We start from the raw sequence: 19,729 nt of genomic DNA, 5'->3' as shown, positions 1-19,729 counted from the left end.
ATCTCATACGAAAACCAGTATTAACCACGGATAAATTCATAAAAAATACTGATTGTTAGTTAATTTATATTAAGTAGCGCTAATAGATTTAATAATCCATAATCATTTAGAGGCTATTCTTAATTATTTGCGGTAATTCTTTATTCATTCCTCGGTTATTACGTCATATTCAGAGCAATCCTGGTATTAGTGTCACCAATTTCATCTGGCGATAATCCTGAAATGTTATGAACAGTTCGAGCAAACTGCTTTTACCTGCTGCGGGTTGGTGCTAGTATGAAAAAGTGAGCCCTGTCCCGCTTCCTTCCTAATTGTAATTTTTCGTAATAATGCGATGAAAACCTGCAAAGAGTGGCTTATAGTTAAGCTAACAAACGAGAGGGCAAGTCCAGGTCAGTAAGTTTTTTCCATCCCGAAAGGTGTCCGTTAGTTCAACCGCTAAGAAGGGGACGCGTTATGGATGAATACTCACCCAAAAGACATGATATCGCACAGCTTAAGTTTCTCTGTGAAACTCTGTATCATGACTGCCTTGCAAACCTTGAAGAAAGCAATCATGGCTGGGTTAACGACCCAACCTCGGCGATCAACCTCCAGTTGAATGAACTGATTGAGCATATTGCGACCTTCGCACTTAATTACAAAATTAAGTATAATGAAGACAATAAGCTCATTGAGCAGATCGACGAATATCTGGATGACACCTTTATGTTGTTCAGCAGTTATGGTATTAATATGCAGGATCTTCAGAAATGGCGGAAGTCAGGTAATCGACTATTCCGTTGTTTTGTCAATGCGACGAAAGAGAATCCTGCGAGTTTATCTTGTTAGAATTATTACAACCATGGGTAGAAGTATGTCCGAAAAACCTTTAACGAAAACCGATTATTTAATGCGTTTACGTCGTTGCCAGACAATTGACACGCTGGAGCGTGTTATCGAGAAAAATAAATACGAATTATCAGATAATGAACTGGCGGTATTTTACTCAGCCGCAGATCACCGCCTCGCCGAATTGACCATGAATAAACTGTACGACAAGATCCCTTCCTCAGTATGGAAATTTATTCGCTAATAAAAAATTCGCTTTCGGAGCTATAACCGGCTGTTTATTAAGAATTTTATACTTTTTCGCCATGAAGACATACCCTATGTGATCTTTATCACACAGATGTAATGGGAACGTTCTCTTCACTGACTTTTCGTCTTACTGTGTTGCCGCATTTTCAGCAACCGGAGGTCAGTAATGAGCACAGAAAAAGAAAAGATGATTGCTGGTGAGTTGTATCGCTCGGCAGATGAGACGTTATCTCGCGATCGCCTGCGCGCTCGTCAGCTTATTCACCGATACAATCATTCCCTGGCGGAAGAGCACACATTACGCCAGCAAATTCTCGCTGATCTATTCGGTCAGGTGACAGAGGCTTATATTGAGCCAACGTTTCGCTGTGACTATGGCTATAACATTTTTCTCGGTAATAATTTTTTCGCCAACTTCGATTGCGTGATGCTTGATGTCTGCCCTATTCGCATCGGTGATAACTGTATGTTGGCACCAGGCGTTCATATCTACACGGCAACACATCCCATCGACCCTGTAGCACGTAATAGCGGTGCTGAACTGGGGAAACCCGTCACCATCGGTAATAACGTCTGGATTGGCGGACGCGCGGTCATTAACCCTGGTGTGACCATTGGTGATAACGTCGTGGTAGCCTCAGGTGCAGTTGTCACAAAAGATGTCCCGGACAACGTTGTCGTGGGCGGTAATCCAGCCAGAATAATTAAAAAATTGTAATCGGTTTTTCGCAACTGTTATGCAAAATTGTGGTAAATCTGTTACTTTCCCTCTACTATTCCCACGTTAAAATAGGGTGTTCCCTGGAAAGTTGCAGATACCACGAAGGCAAACGATGACCGAAATACAACGCCTGCTGACCGAAACGATTGAGTCTCTGAATACCCGCGAAAAACGCGACAACAAACCCCGCTTTAGTATCAGTTTTATCCGTAAACATCCGGGGCTGTTTATCGGTATGTACGTTGCTTTTTTTGCCACCCTGGCGGTGATGTTGCAGTCCGAAACGCTTTCAGGCTCTGTCTGGCTACTGGTTGTATTATTTATCCTGCTTAATGGTTTCTTCTTTTTCGATGTCTACCCACGCTACCGCTATGAAGATATCGACGTGCTGGATTTCCGCGTTTGCTATAACGGCGAATGGTACAACACGCGCTTTGTACCTGCCGCGCTGGTTGAAGCCATCTTGAACTCTCCGCGTGTCGCGGATGTTCATAAGGAACAACTGCAAAAAATGATCGTCCGTAAATGTGAACTGTCTTTTTACGATATTTTTACCCTCGCTCGCGCCGAATCAACATCTTAAGTTAGGATTACATACCAGGCGTAAAGCTCTGCGCCTGGTCAAATGACAACGATCGTTTCCACCCATCACTTCATGAAATACCAGCTCTACCTCCTTATCTCCTGCCAGCCTTTTTCCACAATCAGATATACTTTCCCTACACTGTGTTAATAAGGATATGCTGGTGAGAACACGACATCTGGTCGGTCTTATTTCGGGAGTACTGATTCTTTCAGTATTGCTGCCTATCGGCTTAAGCATCTGGCTGGCCCATCAGCAGGTAGAAACATCGTTTATTGAAGAGCTGGATACCTATTCCTCCCGCGTCGCTATTCGGGCCAATAAGGTGGCGACACAAGGGAAAGATGCGCTGCAAGAGCTGGAAAGATGGCAAGGCGCTGACTGTAGTGAAGCCCATCTCATGGAAATGCGTCGGGTATCTTACAGTTATCGCTATATTCAGGAAGTGGTTTATATCGATAACAACGTTCCCCAATGTTCGTCTCTGGAACATGAAAGTCCGCCCGATACCTTCCCCGAGCCAGGTAAAATTTCGAAAGATGGTTATCGTGTCTGGTTAACATCACATAACGATTTAGGCATTATCCGTTACATGGTCGCCATGGGAACGGCACATTATGTCGTCATGATCGACCCCGCTTCCTTTATTGATGTCATTCCCTATAGCTCATGGCAAATTGATGCCGCCATTATTGGCAATGCCCATAACGTTGTCATAACCAGCAGCGATGAAATTGCTCAGGGAATTATTACCAGGCTACAAAAAACACCCGGTGAGCATATCGAAAATAATGGAATCATTTACGATATCCTGCCCTTCCCGGAGATGAATATTTCAATTATCACCTGGGCTTCAACGAAAATGTTGCAGAAAGGCTGGCATCGGCAAGTCTTTATTTGGTTACCGCTCGGGTTGGTGATTGGCCTGCTGGCAGCGATGTTTGTGCTGCGTATTTTGCGCCGTATCCAGTCACCGCATCATCGGCTGCAGGATGCTATCGAAAATCGTGATATTTGCGTGCACTATCAGCCGATTGTCTCCTTAGCCAATGGCAAAATTGTCGGTGCTGAGGCACTGGCGCGCTGGCCGCAGACAGACGGTAGTTGGTTGTCACCAGATAGTTTTATTCCGCTGGCACAGCAAACGGGCCTTTCTGAGCCATTGACGCTACTGATTATAAGAAGCGTCTTTGAAGATATGGGCGACTGGCTGCGTCAGCATCCACAGCAGCATATTTCGATCAATCTTGAATCCACCGTGCTCACCTCGGAAAAAATCCCGCAATTGCTGCGTGAAATGATCAATCACTATCAGGTTAATCCCAGACAGATCGCGCTTGAACTCACTGAACGCGAGTTTGCCGATCCGAAAACCAGCGCCCCGATAATTTCTCGCTACCGGGAGGCGGGCCATGAAATTTATCTTGATGATTTTGGTACGGGGTATTCAAGTTTAAGTTATTTACAGGATCTGGATGTCGACATTCTGAAGATCGATAAATCTTTCGTTGATGCGCTGGAATATAAAAATGTCACGCCGCATATCATCGAAATGGCAAAAACACTGAAACTGAAAATGGTAGCGGAGGGAATCGAAACCAGTAAACAAGAAGAGTGGCTACGCCAGCATGGCGTGCACTACGGTCAGGGCTGGCTCTACAGCAAGGCATTACCGAAAGAAGATTTCTTACGCTGGGCCGAGCAACATTTGTGAATTTTTGGGCTGACGGCACGCCGCACAGCCCGTCACGCTACCTATTCGTCGATGATTGACTCGAATCCGCCATAGATCATTCGCTTGCCGTCAAACGGCATGGACTCGCCGAACTCTTTCATCCGTGGGTCCGACATCATCTTTTGATTAGCTGCGTCGCGGACCTCTTTTGAAGGGTATTCAATCCAGCTAAAGACAACCTCTTCATTCTCTTCCGCTTTCACCGCCATACGAAAATCGGTCACTTTGCCATCCGGTACATCGCTGGCCCAGCATTCGACAATACGAAGCGCGCCGAACTCTTTAAATAATGGCGCAGCCTTAGCGGCCATTTCCCGATAGGCATCCTTTTTATCGGCAGGAACGGCAACCACAAAACCATCAACATACTTCATCAGACATACCTCCGAAGCGTACTGCGCAGCCAGACAATTCTTGCGACGTCAGTTGTGGTTAAAGTTTAGTCACGCTGGGATTTTTTGACGAAACGGTGGGAAGCAGAAATGGGTGGGGGCCCTGCCAGCTACATCCCGGCACACGCGTCATCTGCCTTGGCTGCTTCCTTCCGGACCTGACCTGGTAAACAGAGTAGCGTTGCGGGAGAACCAACAGAGCCCCCATTGAGAGCGTTGAGAACCAACGCGCAGGCGCATTATCACTGCTGCCCCGGCTAATTGCAACCCATTGCGTGCCAGATGCTGGTTTCTTGCGCAATGCGACTTCACTCGGGCGTTTTTCCAGATTATGCTGAAAAATTACCTCAGGAAGAAAAGATGGAAAAAGAAGATTCATTTCCCCAACGCGTCTGGCAAATCGTCGCCGCTATTCCCGAAGGCTATGTAACCACTTACGGTGATGTGGCGAAACTGGCGGGATCGCCCCGCGCCGCGCGCCAGGTGGGCGGTGTGTTAAAGCGTCTCCCTGAAGGCAGCACCTTACCCTGGCACCGGGTGGTTAATCGCCACGGCACAATTTCGCTAACCGGACCGGATTTACAGCGTCAGCGACAGGCATTACTGGCAGAAGGTGTGATGGTATCGGGAAGCGGGCAAATCGACTTGCAGCGTTATCGCTGGAACTACTAACCCTCTCCGGGCGGAGAGGGTTAACGTCGCTTAATATTGCGTAGGAGCTGGAACTGCCGAAGACGGATTCACCTGAGTTGGTGAAGTCGAAGGTACGGTAGTCGTTGCGCCACCGCTGGCCTGAACCGGCACGGCAGTTTGCTGTACCGGCACCAATGTCAGGTCGGCTTTAGTTCCGCCCTGGTTGATCACCGGCTGAACGGTATCGGTGATAAATACCAGTTTGTCATTCACGGTAATCGCCGCACTCAACAGAATACGCGCGTTCGGCTGAACATCTGCCGGGTTAAATGGCAGAACAAAGCTGAATGGTGACTGTTTACCTTCAGTACGCACCGCTTTCTGCGCCAGCACTTTTGACGGTGCATCGGCTAACGACGCGTCAGAAAGTGTCACGGTCAGCACAGCATCAGGCGGCAGTGCGACTTTCTGACGGATCCAGACGGTACCGGAGACATTCGGTTGCTGGATAGCAGGTTGTTGTGTTGCTGAAATAGACGTATTTGCAGCCGGGGCTGGCGTCTGAATATCCGCGCTTTTATCTGCGCAAGCCGCCAACGCAATCGCAACCGCTAAACCACTGGCCATGTGCACGAGTTTCATTCATTTCTCCTTATTATCAATGCACCAGCGGGCTAACTTTCCTCGCCGGAAGAGTGGTTAACAAAATAGTAACGTCAACAAGTGTGGCACACATCACGCATTTCTGCCTGTAATTAGCCCGTAATTCAGACCATTGCACCCATCGGACCAGTAGCAAATTTGCGTTATACTCAACTCACTTTGGCTTGCTGCGGCAGCTTTGTTACTGGAGAGTTATATGAGTCAGGCGCTAAAAAATTTACTGACATTGTTAAATCTGGAAAAAATTGAGGAAGGACTCTTTCGCGGCCAGAGTGAAGATTTAGGTTTACGCCAGGTGTTTGGCGGCCAGGTCGTGGGTCAGGCCTTGTATGCTGCAAAAGAGACCGTCCCTGAAGAGCGGCTGGTACATTCGTTTCACAGCTACTTTCTTCGCCCTGGCGATAGTAAGAAGCCGATTATTTATGATGTCGAAACGCTGCGTGACGGTAACAGCTTCAGCGCCCGCCGGGTTGCTGCTATTCAAAACGGCAAACCGATTTTTTATATGACAGCCTCTTTCCAGGCACCAGAAGCGGGTTTCGAACATCAAAAAAAAATGCCGTCCGCGCCAGCGCCTGATGGCCTGCCTTCGGAAACGCAAATCGCCCAATCGCTGGCGCACCTGCTGCCGCCAGTGCTGAAAGATAAATTCATCTGCGATCGTCCCCTGGAAGTCCGTCCGGTGGAGTTTCATAACCCACTGAAAGGTCACGTCGCAGAACCACATCGTCAGGTGTGGATCCGCGCAAATGGTAGCGTGCCGGATGACCTGCGCGTTCATCAGTATCTGCTCGGTTACGCTTCTGATCTTAACTTCCTGCCGGTAGCTCTACAGCCGCACGGCATCGGTTTTCTCGAACCGGGGATTCAGATTGCCACCATTGACCATTCCATGTGGTTCCATCGCCCGTTTAATTTGAATGAATGGCTGCTGTATAGCGTGGAGAGCACCTCGGCGTCCAGCGCACGCGGCTTTGTGCGCGGTGAGTTTTATACCCAGGACGGCGTGCTGGTTGCCTCGACCGTTCAGGAAGGGGTGATGCGTAATCACAATTAAAAAAACAGCCGGAGGTGAAAACCGTCCGGCTGTTTTTTGCAGTGCTTGTTACGCGTTATAGGCATTCTCGCCGTGGCTGTTGACATCCAGCCCTTCTCGCTCCTGCTCTTCCGGTACACGCAGACCAACCGTCAGATCCGCCAGTTTGTAGCCAATAAATGCCACCACACCGGACCAGACGATCGTAATGGCGATGCTTTCCAACTGTACCAGCAACTGATGGCCCATCGTCACACCTTCAGCGAAGCCCACGCCGCCCAGCGAGCTGGCGGCAAAAATCCCGGTCATGATACAGCCGACAATGCCACAAACGCCGTGCACACCGAAGACATCGCAGGGATCATCCACCCGCAGCAAGCGTTTGAGCATGGTAACGCCCCACAAGCCCGCCAGACCAGCTACCACGCCGATAATCAACGCGCCGCCAACACCAATGTAGCCACAGGCTGGCGTCACGCCGACCAGACCGGCAATCGCGCCAGAACACGCCCCCAGCAGTGAAGGCTTACCACGCAGCGCCCATTCACCGAAGATCCAGCCAAGAATTGCCGCCGCCGTTGCGACCACAGTATTCACAAATGCCAGTGCCGCGATTTCATTCGCCGTGCCCGCTGACCCGGCGTTAAAGCCAAACCAACCGATATAGAGAATGGCAGTCCCGGTGAAGACCATCGGCAGGTTGTGCGGTTTAAACGCCTCTTTGCCGAAGCCCACGCGTTTGCCTATCAGATACGCGCCCACCAGACCGGCGATTGCGGCGTTAATATGCACCACCGTGCCACCCGCGAAATCCAGCGCACCGTGAGAAGCCAGCAAACCACCGCCCCACACCATATGCGCAATCGGAATGTAAGAGAGCGTCAGCCATACCACCACGAAAATCAACACAGCTGAGAAGCGGATTCGTTCCGCCAGCGCCCCAACTATCAAGCCTACGGTAATGCAGGCAAACGATCCCTGAAACGCTACGTGGATATACTGATAAATGCTGCCCATCACCGCCGTCAGTTCGATGTTTTTCAGCATCAACCAGTTAATGTTGCCGAAGAAGTTGTTGCCCTCACCAAACGCCAGCGAGTAACCGTAAACCACCCAGAGAATACAGACCAGTGCAAATGTCACCGTCACCTGCGTCAGCATCGACAGCACGTTTTTGCCGCGAATCAACCCACCGTAAAACAGGGCAATCCCCGGAATAGTCATAAACAGCACCAGCGCAGTACAAATCATCATAAACGCATTGTCGGCTTTATCGGCCACCGCAGGTGCAGCCATTACCAGTCCCGGCAGCATCGCCAGTGAAGCAAGCCCAGTTTTTATCGTCGCTATCTTCATTTTTCGTTCCTGTTGCTGTGTGCCAGAGATTACAGCGCCGCTTCGTCGGCTTCGCCGGTACGAATACGAATGACGCGTTGCAATTCAGCGACGAAGATTTTGCCGTCGCCAATTTTTCCGGTGTAAGCCGCCTTACTGACGATATCGATCACTTCATCGAGTTGGTCATCAGCAATCGCCACATCAATTTTTACTTTTGGCAGGAAGTTGACACTGTATTCCGCCCCCCGGTACAGCTCGGCATGCCCTTTCTGACGCCCGAAACCTTTCACTTCGGTGACGGTCAGGCCCTGAATACCAATGGAAGATAACGCTTCACGAACGTCTTCCAGCTTGAATGGTTTGATTATCACGGTCACCAGCTTCATAGATCCCCTCCGGTCAGAATTCGGTAATGGTTCTGCTACACGAAGAAGGTATTGCAAGCGGTGTGCCAGAAATGAAAAACGAGAAAGAGAGCAGGAAGTTAAGAAGTTTGAAAATGAAAACGCACTATGACAGTGCACAGTGCGTTACATTTTTGCACCAACGATGAAATATTGCGCTATTCAGGCGCTCAATGATTCCTCTTCACGCACGCTTGCTGCCAGCTCTTCGCCCGCAAGTTGCAGTTGATACATCTGCCAGTAGCGTCCTTGGGCCGCCAGCAGTTGCTGGTGAGTGCCCTGCTCCACGGCTTGCCCACGATGAAGCACCAGAATGGTGTCGGCATCGACAATTGTCGATAAGCGGTGAGCAATCACCACCAGCGTGGTATGTTCACGCACCGCTGCCAGAGCATGTTGAATCGCCTGTTCAGTACCGGAGTCAATGCTGGCGGTTGCCTCATCAAGGATCAGGATTTGCGGCGTCTCCACCAACACGCGTGCCAGTGCCAGCAGTTGCTTTTGCCCGACAGAGAGATTATTCCCCTGCTCGCCCAGCGGCGTGTAAATACCGTCGCTCATGCTACGCGCCAGCTCCGCCAGTTGCACGGTTTCCAGCGCCTGCCAGACGCGTTCTTCGGAGATATCACGCCCCAGCGTCACGTTGGCGAGGAAGGTATCCGCCAGCACCACCGGATCTTGCTGCACCATTGCCACGCCCTGGCGCAGCGCGCTGTGACTTAGCGAACTTAATGGACGACCATCAAGGCGAATCTCACCTTCCGTTAGCGGGTAATAGCCCATCAATAAACTGGCGAGGGTACTTTTACCACTGCCGGTATGCCCGACCAGCGCCACAAAGTTACGCGAAGGCACAGAGAGATTAATGTTCTTTAGCACCAGATTGTCATCGCGATAAGCAAATGACACGTTATCGACTTCGATGGTGCCGCTCTGTAACGGGCGATCATCATTGCCATATTGCTGGCGCGGTCCGTCCATCAGCTCAAACACGCGCTCACCAGCAACAACAGCCTGTTGCAGCATCGCCTGCTGCGTGGTCAGTTCGATTAAGGGTTCGTTAAGTCGCCCAAGATAGCTGATAAACGCATACAACACGCCCACTTCAATGGTGCCGCTGGCGGAGAAGCCAAACAGCATCAACAAGCCACAGAGAATGAGCGATGAAAACAGACTCAGCAGCGGACGCAGCAGAAAACCGTCGAGGCGCAGGGTTTGCATCCTCGCCATATAGTGTGAACGACTGGCCTCACCCATGCGTTCGCCAAATCGCGCCTGCTGGCGGAACTGCTGGATAACGCTCATGCCATTGATGATTTCGTTAAAGCCGTCGTTGATATCCGCCAGATAGGCGCGCACACGACGGACAATCGGCGTACTGTAACGCTGGTATATCACCATTACCACCAGCACCACCGGGAAAATCATTATCGCCACCAGCGCCATTCGCCAGTCGAGGCTGAACATCGCCACCAGCATCGCGCCCACCAGTGCGGCACTGCGCAGGACAGTTGCCACTACGGTAACGTAGAGATCGCGGATCACTTCAGTGTCATTAGTGACGCGGGAAATCACCTGCCCGACGGGTTGGGTATCAAACTCGCTTAATGGCTGGCGTAACGCAGCATCCATCACGTCGGTACGCAACTGTTGCACTACGCCTACTGCCGCCCGATTAAACAGCAGCGATTGCGCGTAATGTAGCCCGGCGGCAAACAGTTGTAGCCCAACATACGCCGCAGCCAGCCCTGCAACCACTTTCAACGGCAGGTTATTTTTCGCTACCATATTGTCGATAAAATAGCTGATAAGCAGCGGCCCACTGACTTCTGCCGCTGCCGCAACCCACATCATCAGGAGCGCAATCCCCAGCGGTTTACGCCACGGCGAACCGTACGCTAACAGACGCTTGAGAGTCGGCCACAGTTGGCTAAAACTACGCATCGACGGCCTCCTCGCGAATTTCCGGAGCGTCGTCGAGCGCCGCCTCCAGTTGTTGATAGCGATACATATCGCGATACCAGCCGCTTTGTTGTGCCAGCTCATCATGATTGCCACGCTGGGCGATATGTCCGTGCTGCATCACAATAATTTCACTGGCTTCCGTCAGTGCCGAAAGGCGATGGGCACTGATGATTACCGTTCTTCCCTGTCCCCACTGGCGCAGGTTATGCAGGATCTGGTACTCAGTGCGTCCGTCCACCGCCGAAAGCGCATCATCAAGGATGAGGATTTCCGCGTTGACTAATAACGCACGAGCAATGGAGATACGCTGTTTTTGCCCGCCGGAAAGCATCACACCGCGCTCGCCCACCTCTGTATCGTAACCTTGCGGTAGACGCAAAATATCGTCATGTACGCTGGCTAACCGCGCGACATGCTCAATCTCTTGCTGGGTGGCATTCGGGCAACCCAGCGCGATGTTATTCGCCACGGTGTCAGAAAAAAGGAATGGCGTCTGGCTAACTACCGCCAGGCGGCTACGCCAGCTATCGAGTTGTAACTTCGTCAGAGGAATATCATGAAAGCGAATATCCCCCTCGCTGACGTCGAAATGACGCTGAATGAGCGACAACAGGGTACTTTTGCCGGAACCAGTCGGCCCGCAGATACCCAGCATCTGACCGGGTTTCAGGGCGAAATTGACGTTTTCCAGCGCAGGATGGTCAGTCTGCGGATACATGAACTGGTGAATATTTACATCCAGTTCGCCACGCCCTTCCGGCACGGGTTCGCTACCATCGTTCACCACCGGCGCTTCCGCCAGCATCGCGCGAATACGGCTGTACGCAGCACTACCACGTTCCACAATGTTAAACATCCATGCCAGCGCCAGCATTGGCCAAATCATCAGACCTAAATACATCATAAAACTGGTGAGCTGGCCCAGCGTTAAACTGCCCTGCACCACCATCCAACTACCGCCGCCAATCGCCAGCAAGTTCGCCATACCAATCGCGATATAGATGGTCGGGTCGAAACGAGCATCAATACGCGCCACCCGCATGTTTTTTTTGCCGGTATCTTCGGCATCCGCGGCAAATAACGCCGACTGGCGATCTTCCAGACCAAAGGCTTTGATCATGCGGATACTGGTGAGGCTTTCCTGGGTGCGGTCATTAAGACTGGAAAACGCCGCCTGTGCCAGCTTAAAGCGTTCATGCAAAGCATCGCCGTTGCGCTTAATCATGATCGCCATCACTGGCATCGGTAACAGGGCAAATAAGGTCAACTGCCAGCTAATTTGCGTAGACATCATAATCAACACAGCGCAGCCCATTACCAGTGAATCCACCAGCGTCAGCACCCCTTCTCCGGCGGCAAACACGACGCGATCGACGTCATTAGTCGCACGAGCCATGAGGTCACCCGTGCGATGACGCAGGTAAAACTCAGGATGCTGCCGGCTTAGCTGACGGTAATAATCTTCACGCAGTTCAACAGCCAGTTGATAAGACGCACCAAACAGCAATACGCGCCAGACGTAACGCAGGAGATAAACCACAACGGCAATCAGCACCATGGTGGCGATCCACATCAGGATCTGCCCGGTAGTAAAGTGTTGTTCTGTCACGCCATCGACAACAATACCAACCACTTTTGGTGGAACCAGTTGCAGCATCGCGATAATGACAAGCAAGGCGACAGCCCCGAGATAGCGACGCCATTCCCGACGGAAATACCAGCTTAATTGAGCAAATAATCGCACGCGTTGTGTCCTGACCTGATTCTGGATATTTATTCGATGGGTAAAGAAGTGGTGTATTTAATCTGTTCCATCGCGAAGCTGGAAGTGACGTCCGACAGCCCCGGCACGCTGTTTACCAGACGCTTATAAAACTCGTCGTAGCGTTTCATGTCGGCAACCTGGACGCGCATCAGATAATCGTATTCACCAGCCATGCGCCAGAACCCCAACACTTCTGGCATTTCGGTAACCACCGTGACAAAGCGGCAATACCATTCGCTGCTGTGATGTTGCGTTTTTATCAGCACAAAGGCGGTCAGACCGAGGCCTATTTTTTCCGGATCCAGCAGGGCGACTTTGCCGATAAGGATACCGTCGTCCTCCAGCCGTTTCAGGCGCTTCCAGCAAGGGGTGGTTGTCAGATTAACGGCTTCAGCCAGTGCCTGCAAAGAGAGGGTGCAATCCTGCTGCAGTAAGGCCAGCAGCTTACGGTCAATTTTATCTAACATAGCCCTTCCACAGAGAATTTTTTTCTCTTTTAATTCTATTTTAAAGGTGAAATCGCGACAATTTATTCTGTGCGGTTTAAACACCACGGCACAAAATGACAAATTCAACGCAAAAAAAAACCGGGCAATTGCCCGGTGCTGGAAGGAATCTCGTTATTCGGGGGAATAAGGTAGATGTGGATAGTCCAGCCAGTGCGTCAAATAGTGAGAGACAGCCTGATTTCGGCAATGTCCAATCACCGGTAAATGCGGGAGCTCCGCGCGCAGTTGCGGCATCGCATTGCCCATAATAAATCCGCTACCGACGCTGCCTAACATTTCGCGATCGTTCATCGCATCACCAAAGGCCATGCAATCGCGCAACGATAAACCTAAATGTTGGGTCAGTACCGTCAATGAAGCGCCTTTATTGCAGCCCACCGGCAGCACTTCAAGGCAATCCGTGGCGGAAAAACACAAATGTGCACGCTCGCCTAATGCTTCGTATAGCTGGATCTGCAAACGTGTAAGATCGTCGTGATCGCCACAGAAGCAGATCTTGGTGACGCTGCCGAGTGGCATTTTTTTGACATCGATTATTTGATAACGAAAACCGCTATAGACAAATGCCTGCAACAACGCAGGGATCTCTTTCCCGGTAAACCAACCGTCGTCATTGAAAATATGCATGCTGGCTCGGGTATCCCATTGCTGATACAGCACCAGCTCCGCGACATCCGCAGGTAAATCATCACGATGTAAAAGTTCACCTTCCAGAGAATGCACGCGCGTTCCGTTGCCGGTAATCAAATACGCATCCAGCGATATCGCCCCGAGAATATGCTGCATCTCCAGCGCATGACGCCCCGTGGCAAAAGTGAGGGTAATGTTGCGTTCACGCAGTCGCGCCAAAGTAGAGAGGGTTTTCTCACCTAAATGATGGTCAGGCATCAATAAAGTGCCATCCATATCAAATGCTGCCAGACGAGCCATTTCTTTCTCCACTCTGTGACACGGTTAATGGTGATTGAGTATCACCTGATATATACGGAAGTAATAGTGAATAGTTAAATAATATTGTTCCGGGTTTATATGCGACTGCTCAACCGTCTTAACCAGTATCAACGTCTGTGGCAACCTTCCGCCGGAAAGCCGCAAACCGTCACCGTCAGCGAACTGGCCGAACGCTGTTTTTGCAGCGAACGCCATGTTCGTACGCTGTTGCGTCAGGCACAGGAGGCGGGATGGCTGGAGTGGCAGGCGCAGTCAGGACGCGGAAAGCGCGGACAATTACGCTTTCTGGTCACGCCAGAATCGCTACGCAATGCGATGATGGAAAAGGCACTGGAAACCGGAAAACAGCAAGATGTGCTGGAGCTGGCGCAACTGGCCCCAGGTGAGCTGCGCACTCTGTTACAGCCGTTTATGGGCGGACAATGGCTAAACGATACACCCACGTTGCGTATTCCCTACTATCGCCCGCTCGAACCGCTACAACCGGGCTTTTTGCCCGGCCGTGCCGAGCAGCATCTCGCCGGACAGATATTTTCCGGCCTGACCCGCTTCGATAATAATACCCAGCGCCCGATTGGCGATTTAGCGCATCACTGGGAAACCTCTACTGACGGATTACGCTGGGACTTTTATCTTCGTTCAACCCTACACTGGCATAACGGCGATGCAGTAAAAGCCTCACACTTACACCAGCGATTATTGATGCTGTTACAACTGCCAGCACTGGATCAATTATTTATTAGCGTGAAGCGTATTGAAGTCACCCATCCGCAGTGTCTGACCTTCTTTTTACATCGCCCTGATTACTGGCTTGCACACCGGCTGGCGAGCTATTGCAGCCATCTGGCGCATCCGCAATTCCCACTGATCGGCACGGGTCCTTTTCGCTTAACACAATTCACAGCGGAGCTGGTGCGCCTGGAAAGCCATGATTATTACCATTTACGTCATCCGCTACTTAAAGCGGTTGAGTACTGGATAACTCCGCCGCTTTTCGAAAAAGATTTGGGAACCAGTTGTCGGCATCCCGTGCAAATCACCATCGGCAAACCGGAGGAGCTGCAACGGGTCAGCCAGGTCAGTAGTGGCATCAGTTTAGGTTTTTGCTATTTAACGTTGCGCAAAAGTCCCCGACTCTCCCTCTGGCAGGCGCGAAAAGTGATCTCCATTATTCATCAATCCGGTTTATTACAAACGTTAGAAGTCGGAGAAAACCTGATCACCGCCAGTCATGCATTACTGCCAGGCTGGACTATTCCGCATTGGCAAGTACCGGATGAAGTCAAACTACCGAAAACCTTGACGCTGGTTTATCACCTACCGATAGAACTTCATACCATGGCAGAACGTCTACAGGCGACACTGGCAGCGGAAGGCTGCGAACTCACAATTATTTTTCATAACGCAAAAAACTGGGACGACACGACCCTACTGGCACACGCAGACCTCATGATGGGCGACAGATTAATTGGCGAAGCACCGGAATATACCCTGGAGCAATGGCTGCGTTGCGATCCACTGTGGCCACATGTTTTCGACGCTCCAGCATATGCACATTTGCAATCGACACTGGACGCGGTGCAAGTAATGCCTGATGAGGAAAACCGATTTAATGCCCTGAAAGCGGTTTTTAGCCAGTTAATGGCAGACGCGACGCTGACGCCGCTATTCAACTATCACTATCGCATTAGTGCCCCTCCCGGCGTGAACGGTGTGCGGCTGACACCGCGCGGCTGGTTTGAATTTACCGAAGCCTGGCTTCCCGCGCCGTCGCAATGAATAGCTGGTCCGGGTTAATCGCAGGCGTTACCATAACGCTTTTATTATTCAAGCAGGATTATCTATGAAACGTGCTGTCGTTGTGTTCAGTGGAGGCCAGGATTCCACCACCTGTCTGGTGCAGGCATTACAACAATATGATGAAGTCCATTGCGTGACGTTCGATTACGGTCAGCGCCATCGCGCAGAAATCGACGTGGCACGCGAACTGGCGCTGAAACTGGGGGCACGCGCGCATAAGGTTCTTGATGTAACGCTGCTCAACGAGCTGGCGGTCAGCAGCCTGACGCGTGACAGCATTCCGGTGCCTGATTATGAACCTGAAGCCGATGGCATCCCGAATACGTTTGTCCCAGGGCGTAATATTTTGTTCCTGACGCTGGCGGCAATATATGCGTATCAGGTAAAAGCAGAAGCCGTAATTACTGGCGTCTGCGAAACGGATTTCTCCGGCTACCCGGATTGCCGCGATGAGTTTGTGAAAGCACTAAACCATGCCGTCAGTTTGGGCATGGCGAAAGATATTCGTTTTGAAACGCCGCTGATGTGGATTGATAAAGCGGAAACCTGGGCGCTGGCAGATTATTACGGCAAACTGGATTTAGTCCGTAACGAAACGTTGACCTGCTATAACGGCATTAAAGGCGACGGTTGCGGTCATTGTGCGGCATGTAATTTACGCGCCAACGGTTTGAATCATTATCTGGCCGATAAACCGACGGTGATGGCAGCGATGAAGCAGAAAACCGGGTTGAAGTAATTATTCCGGGTGTCGCCGGATGCGGCTTGAGCATCCGGCACCACAAAACGTTTACTTAACCATCTGCTCCAGCTTTTCGCGCAATTCCCCTTCCAGAGCTAATGCTTTCTGCGTTTTAAGATCAATACAAACAAACGTAATAAGCGCATCCGCTACCACCTGCCCTTCCGGCTCCAGTGTAATGACCTGGCTTAAGATGCCGCTTTTACCGTTTAATTGCTGCAACTGACTGGTAATAGTTAACAGGTCGCTTAATACCGCCGGGCGACGATAGTTAATATTGATATTGACCACGACGAAGGCGATGTTATGGGCCGTCATCCACTGAAAACTCTCACTATTTTCCAACCCATCCCAGCGGGCTTCTTCGAGAAATTCAAGGTAGCGGGCGTTGTTGACGTGCTGGTAAACGTCGAGATGATATCCACGAACTTTGATTTGTGTTTGCATAGCGCAATAACCTTACGTTGTTTTTATAAAAACTGTTATAAGTACAGAGGTCATAACTGGTATGACCTCTTCAGTCTGGCAAAAAATTGCCACTATGCAAATTAATTACAGGGTTAATACCGCCAGATTACGTTCCACCAGCGAATTGCCCATCCCCGGCACCTGCTTTAGGTCCTCCACCGTTTTAAACGGACCGTACTCTTCGCGATAACTGACAATCGCCTGCGCTTTCTTCAGGCCAACGCCATTCATCGCGCGGGCTAGCTCTTCCGCGCTGGCATTATTAATGCTGACCCGGGTGCCTTCTTCGTCACTGGCTTTCGCCGGTACTGCTGCTTTACTTTGTGCTGCAGGAGCTTCCGCTTTGGTTTCTACCGCCGTCGGTTTCGCCACAGAAGCTGCCGCCAGCGCGCTATGAGACATTCCGGCACAGGCCAGGGACAGGGTAATGAGCAGTGCTTTAATTCCGTGTTTCATACTGTTTTCTCCTTGTTTGTTAACAGTGGAATCACCTTAACGGGAGTGAAAACAGTAAACAAATGGCAATGTTCAGAAATGGAAAAGGCCGCGAAAGCGACCTTTTCTTGTTACAGCTGCAAAGCATTTTTTTGCGAGGCGGCTTCAGGATTATTGCTGTTCCAGCGCATCGCCAATTTTGATTTTCGCCTCTTTACGCAGGTTACTCATCAGAGCTTCAAAGACGATTTGTGCGTTGTTCTGGGTGATACCCTGCACCATCGCTTTTTTCTGATCTTCCGGCATTGAACCTTGTTTCACTTCATCCAGCGCCAGCAGAACCACATTACCTTGCATATCGGTCGCCATACCGTAGCTCGGTTTGTCTTTCGCTGGCAGTGGCAGTGCAAACGCCGCCTGGCTAATCGGGTCACGACCGGAACGGCTTAAGGTTTTCGGCTCGCCAAATTTCAGACCGGCAGCCTGCATAGATTCCGCACCTTTGCCGGCTTTCAAATCAACCAGCAGTTTCTCAGCATCCACTTTCGCCTGTTGTTCAGCTTTGTTGTGCTGAACCAGTGCCTTAACTTGTTCCTGAACATCTGCCAACGGTTTCACCGCTTCCGGTTTGTGCTCGCTGATGCGCAGCACGAATGCGCGGTCGCCGTCTACGGTGATGATGTCAGAGTTGATGCCCGGCGCGCCGTTTTCACCTACCAGACCGCCGTTAAAGATAGCGTCGGCAACCGGCTTGAAGTTCAACTCTTCCGGCAGGTTATCTTTGCTGAACCAACCCGTCTGAGTGGCTTTAACGCCGGCAGCTTGCTCTGCACCGGCCAGAGACTCGGTGTCGTTGCTTGCCGCATCGCTCACTTTCTGCTGCAGCGCGTAGTACGCATCGAGGGCTTTTTCGTGTTTCACTTTCGCCGCAATGTCGTCACGTACTTCGTCTAACGATTTCACTTTCGCTGGCTGAATGTCGTCCAGACGTACAATCAGGAAACCGACCGAAGATTTGATGACACCAGACAGTTGGCCTTTTTCTTTCAGACCAGCATTTTTCAGTTCATCCGGGATAGTGGCATCTTCTAACCAACCCATATCGCCGCCGTTACGAGCAGAGATAATATCGGCAGATTTTTCTTTGGCTAATGCAGCAAAATCACCGCCTTTATTCAGCTCATCAAGTACCGCTTTCGCTTCATCTTCAGTTTTGGTCTGGATGATGCTGTAGCGGGTACGCTGCGGCTGGGTGAATTGATCCTGATGCTGGTCGTAGTAGCTCTGGATATCCGCATCGCTAACCGGTTGCTGCATCGTTGCGGCATCCAGCTTGATGTAACTCACGCGGAATTGTTCCGGCGTCATGAAATTGTTTTTGTTTTGTTCGTAGTAGCTGGCAATCTCCTGTTCGGTCACAGGCTGCTTCGCCGCCAGCGCGTTAACATCGATAGTCGCTTCACGTACCACGCGTTGTTGAGCGACCAGTGCCGCCAGCTCGTCGGTTTCACCTTTCAGCATAAAATCGGTACCGGCAACGCCGTTAATCAGCTGTTGGGTAGTGAGCTGGTTACGCAGCGCCTGGGCGTACTGATCGGCGGTCATCCCCATCTGGTTGAGGATACCGTTATAGCGGCTGTTATCAAATTTGCCGTCAACCTGGAAGGCTGGGGTCGCGAAAATCGCCTGTTTAACCTGCTCATCGCTGATACCCAGTTTCAGCTCACGTGCGTACTGATCCAGCAGCGCCTCGTCGATCAGACGATTCAGCACCTGTTGACGCAGGGTTTTCATATAGCCTTCGTTCGCTGCCAGCTCGGAGTATTGATCGCCCAACTGTTGCTGCATGCGATTACGCTCGCTGTTGAAGGCGTTCTCGAATTGCCCACGGCTGATTTCCTGGTCATTCACTTTTGCGGCGTAGTTATTGCCTCCGCCAATCAGGTAACCACTCACGCCGGTCAATATGAACGACACGATAATGATACCGAAAATAATCTTGAGCACGAGACTGTTTGCAGCCGTGCGTAAGCTGTCCATCATGGTGTAACAACACTCCGCTGTAGATGACTGTGTACCTCACGCAACGTATCGATGCGCGCAAAGGCCTATTGTGACAAGAAACGGGGGCAATTGTCAGCCCACAAGACACAGAAAGTCACCGAATACAAATAAAAAAGGCACATCAGTAGATGCGCCCTTGAACTTCGTCACATCCCCACTGGGGACAACGCTTAGTTTACCGCGTCTTTCAGTGCTTTACCTGCACGGAAGCTCGGTACTTTAGCGGCAGCGATGGTGATCTCTTTACCGGTCTGCGGGTTGCGGCCAGTACGGGCAGCACGCTCTTTAACGGCAAAAGTACCAAAACCTACCAGTGCTACATCATCCCCTTCTTTCAGAGATTCAGTTACGGAAGCAATAATAGCATCTAACGCACGGCCAGCCGCAGCTTTAGAGATATCAGCCCCTGCAGCAATCTTGTCGATCAATTGAGATTTATTCACTC

At 50.8% G+C, this 19,729-nt stretch carries 21 protein-coding genes and 1 other RNA gene; 9 read left to right on the top strand and 13 right to left on the bottom strand.

What is annotated here, in order from left to right; all coding sequences use genetic code 11:
• The first annotated feature begins 456 nt into the window (after window positions 1-456).
• The 5 genes from tomB to pdeB all read left to right on the top strand — a co-directional run bounded on the left by tomB (window position 457) and on the right by pdeB (window position 4,098).
• Window positions 457-831 carry an Hha toxicity modulator TomB gene (gene tomB, locus HUZ68_RS05795; RefSeq protein ID WP_000344800.1) on the top strand — a complete coding sequence of 125 codons (375 nt, stop codon included), beginning with the start codon at window positions 457-459 and terminating at the stop codon, window positions 829-831.
• A 25-nt stretch (window positions 832-856) separates the two neighbouring features.
• On the top strand, window positions 857-1,075 hold the full coding sequence (locus HUZ68_RS05790; protein ID WP_001291435.1) for an HHA domain-containing protein: 219 nt from the start codon (window positions 857-859) through the stop codon (window positions 1,073-1,075).
• Window positions 1,076-1,246: 171 nt separating this feature from the next.
• A complete protein-coding gene (gene maa, locus HUZ68_RS05785; protein WP_000102564.1) occupies window positions 1,247-1,798 on the top strand; it encodes a maltose O-acetyltransferase in 552 nt (183 codons plus the stop codon).
• A gap of 115 nt (window positions 1,799-1,913) precedes the next feature.
• Window positions 1,914-2,384, top strand: a complete 471-nt coding sequence (locus tag HUZ68_RS05780; protein WP_033814868.1) for a YlaC family protein — start codon at window positions 1,914-1,916, stop codon at window positions 2,382-2,384.
• Window positions 2,385-2,547: 163 nt separating this feature from the next.
• The gene (pdeB, locus tag HUZ68_RS05775; protein WP_024210825.1) at window positions 2,548-4,098 is read left to right on the top strand and encodes a cyclic-guanylate-specific phosphodiesterase PdeB; all 1,551 of its coding nucleotides are present in this window, start codon (window positions 2,548-2,550) and stop codon (window positions 4,096-4,098) included.
• Between the two features lie 41 nt (window positions 4,099-4,139).
• Here pdeB and HUZ68_RS05770 read toward each other — a convergent pair whose 3' ends face one another.
• Window positions 4,140-4,493: a DUF1428 domain-containing protein gene (locus HUZ68_RS05770; RefSeq protein ID WP_000878140.1), complete on the bottom strand. Its 354-nt coding sequence runs from the start codon at window positions 4,491-4,493 to the stop codon at window positions 4,140-4,142.
• A 119-nt stretch (window positions 4,494-4,612) separates the two neighbouring features.
• An RNA gene (gene ffs, locus HUZ68_RS05765) (signal recognition particle sRNA small type) lies at window positions 4,613-4,709 on the bottom strand.
• A gap of 162 nt (window positions 4,710-4,871) precedes the next feature.
• Between ffs and HUZ68_RS05760 the strand changes: the two genes are divergently transcribed.
• Window positions 4,872-5,183, top strand: a complete 312-nt coding sequence (locus HUZ68_RS05760; RefSeq protein ID WP_000409911.1) for an MGMT family protein — start codon at window positions 4,872-4,874, stop codon at window positions 5,181-5,183.
• A gap of 30 nt (window positions 5,184-5,213) precedes the next feature.
• Here HUZ68_RS05760 and HUZ68_RS05755 read toward each other — a convergent pair whose 3' ends face one another.
• Window positions 5,214-5,786, bottom strand: coding sequence for a YbaY family lipoprotein (locus tag HUZ68_RS05755; RefSeq protein WP_000779831.1), 573 nt, complete (start codon window positions 5,784-5,786; stop codon window positions 5,214-5,216).
• Window positions 5,787-6,003: 217 nt separating this feature from the next.
• Between HUZ68_RS05755 and tesB the strand changes: the two genes are divergently transcribed.
• Window positions 6,004-6,864, top strand: a complete 861-nt coding sequence (gene tesB, locus HUZ68_RS05750; protein ID WP_021577087.1) for an acyl-CoA thioesterase II — start codon at window positions 6,004-6,006, stop codon at window positions 6,862-6,864.
• Between the two features lie 48 nt (window positions 6,865-6,912).
• Here the strand turns inward: tesB and amtB are convergent, their stop codons facing one another.
• The 6 genes from amtB to cof all read right to left on the bottom strand — a co-directional run bounded on the left by amtB (window position 6,913) and on the right by cof (window position 13,754).
• Entirely contained in the window at window positions 6,913-8,199 is a 1,287-nt protein-coding gene (amtB, locus tag HUZ68_RS05745; RefSeq protein WP_000685029.1) for an ammonium transporter AmtB, read from the bottom strand.
• A gap of 29 nt (window positions 8,200-8,228) precedes the next feature.
• Window positions 8,229-8,567 carry a P-II family nitrogen regulator gene (gene glnK / locus HUZ68_RS05740; protein WP_000780338.1) on the bottom strand — a complete coding sequence of 113 codons (339 nt, stop codon included), beginning with the start codon at window positions 8,565-8,567 and terminating at the stop codon, window positions 8,229-8,231.
• A 180-nt stretch (window positions 8,568-8,747) separates the two neighbouring features.
• Window positions 8,748-10,529: a SmdB family multidrug efflux ABC transporter permease/ATP-binding protein gene (locus tag HUZ68_RS05735; RefSeq protein ID WP_033814866.1), complete on the bottom strand. Its 1,782-nt coding sequence runs from the start codon at window positions 10,527-10,529 to the stop codon at window positions 8,748-8,750.
• Entirely contained in the window at window positions 10,522-12,294 is a 1,773-nt protein-coding gene (locus tag HUZ68_RS05730) for a SmdA family multidrug ABC transporter permease/ATP-binding protein (RefSeq protein WP_033814865.1), read from the bottom strand. The genes HUZ68_RS05735 and HUZ68_RS05730 overlap by 8 nt, the downstream gene beginning before the upstream one ends.
• A gap of 29 nt (window positions 12,295-12,323) precedes the next feature.
• Complete coding sequence (gene decR, locus HUZ68_RS05725) at window positions 12,324-12,782, bottom strand: DNA-binding transcriptional regulator DecR (RefSeq protein ID WP_000884589.1); 459 nt, start codon at window positions 12,780-12,782, stop codon at window positions 12,324-12,326.
• A gap of 153 nt (window positions 12,783-12,935) precedes the next feature.
• Complete coding sequence (gene cof, locus HUZ68_RS05720) at window positions 12,936-13,754, bottom strand: HMP-PP phosphatase (protein ID WP_033814864.1); 819 nt, start codon at window positions 13,752-13,754, stop codon at window positions 12,936-12,938.
• A gap of 99 nt (window positions 13,755-13,853) precedes the next feature.
• Here cof and HUZ68_RS05715 point away from each other — a divergent pair, with 99 nt between their 5' ends.
• Together HUZ68_RS05715 and queC are read left to right on the top strand one after the other, a co-directional pair.
• Entirely contained in the window at window positions 13,854-15,554 is a 1,701-nt protein-coding gene (locus HUZ68_RS05715; protein ID WP_033814863.1) for an SgrR family transcriptional regulator, read from the top strand.
• Window positions 15,555-15,618: 64 nt separating this feature from the next.
• Window positions 15,619-16,314, top strand: coding sequence for a 7-cyano-7-deazaguanine synthase QueC (gene queC / locus HUZ68_RS05710; protein WP_000817227.1), 696 nt, complete (start codon window positions 15,619-15,621; stop codon window positions 16,312-16,314).
• A 51-nt stretch (window positions 16,315-16,365) separates the two neighbouring features.
• Here queC and fadM read toward each other — a convergent pair whose 3' ends face one another.
• The 4 genes from fadM to hupB form a co-directional block, all read right to left on the bottom strand.
• Window positions 16,366-16,764 (bottom strand): long-chain acyl-CoA thioesterase FadM, encoded by a 399-nt coding sequence (gene fadM, locus HUZ68_RS05705; protein WP_001194548.1) that lies wholly within the window; start codon window positions 16,762-16,764, stop codon window positions 16,366-16,368.
• Window positions 16,765-16,869: 105 nt separating this feature from the next.
• The gene (locus tag HUZ68_RS05700) at window positions 16,870-17,241 is read right to left on the bottom strand and encodes a helix-hairpin-helix domain-containing protein (protein WP_000680312.1); all 372 of its coding nucleotides are present in this window, start codon (window positions 17,239-17,241) and stop codon (window positions 16,870-16,872) included.
• Between the two features lie 150 nt (window positions 17,242-17,391).
• Window positions 17,392-19,263 carry a peptidylprolyl isomerase gene (gene ppiD, locus HUZ68_RS05695; RefSeq protein WP_033814862.1) on the bottom strand — a complete coding sequence of 624 codons (1,872 nt, stop codon included), beginning with the start codon at window positions 19,261-19,263 and terminating at the stop codon, window positions 17,392-17,394.
• A gap of 191 nt (window positions 19,264-19,454) precedes the next feature.
• Window positions 19,455-19,727 (bottom strand): nucleoid-associated protein HU-beta, encoded by a 273-nt coding sequence (hupB, locus tag HUZ68_RS05690; RefSeq protein ID WP_001043542.1) that lies wholly within the window; start codon window positions 19,725-19,727, stop codon window positions 19,455-19,457.
• Window positions 19,728-19,729 lie beyond the last annotated feature (2 nt).

Origin of the sequence: Shigella dysenteriae (genome assembly GCF_022354085.1) — a bacterium.
In the GTDB taxonomy this organism is placed as follows: Bacteria; Pseudomonadota; Gammaproteobacteria; order Enterobacterales; family Enterobacteriaceae; genus Escherichia; species Escherichia coli.
Note: the sequence above shows the minus strand (reverse complement) of the source record. Positions and strands in the feature narration are given on the sequence as shown.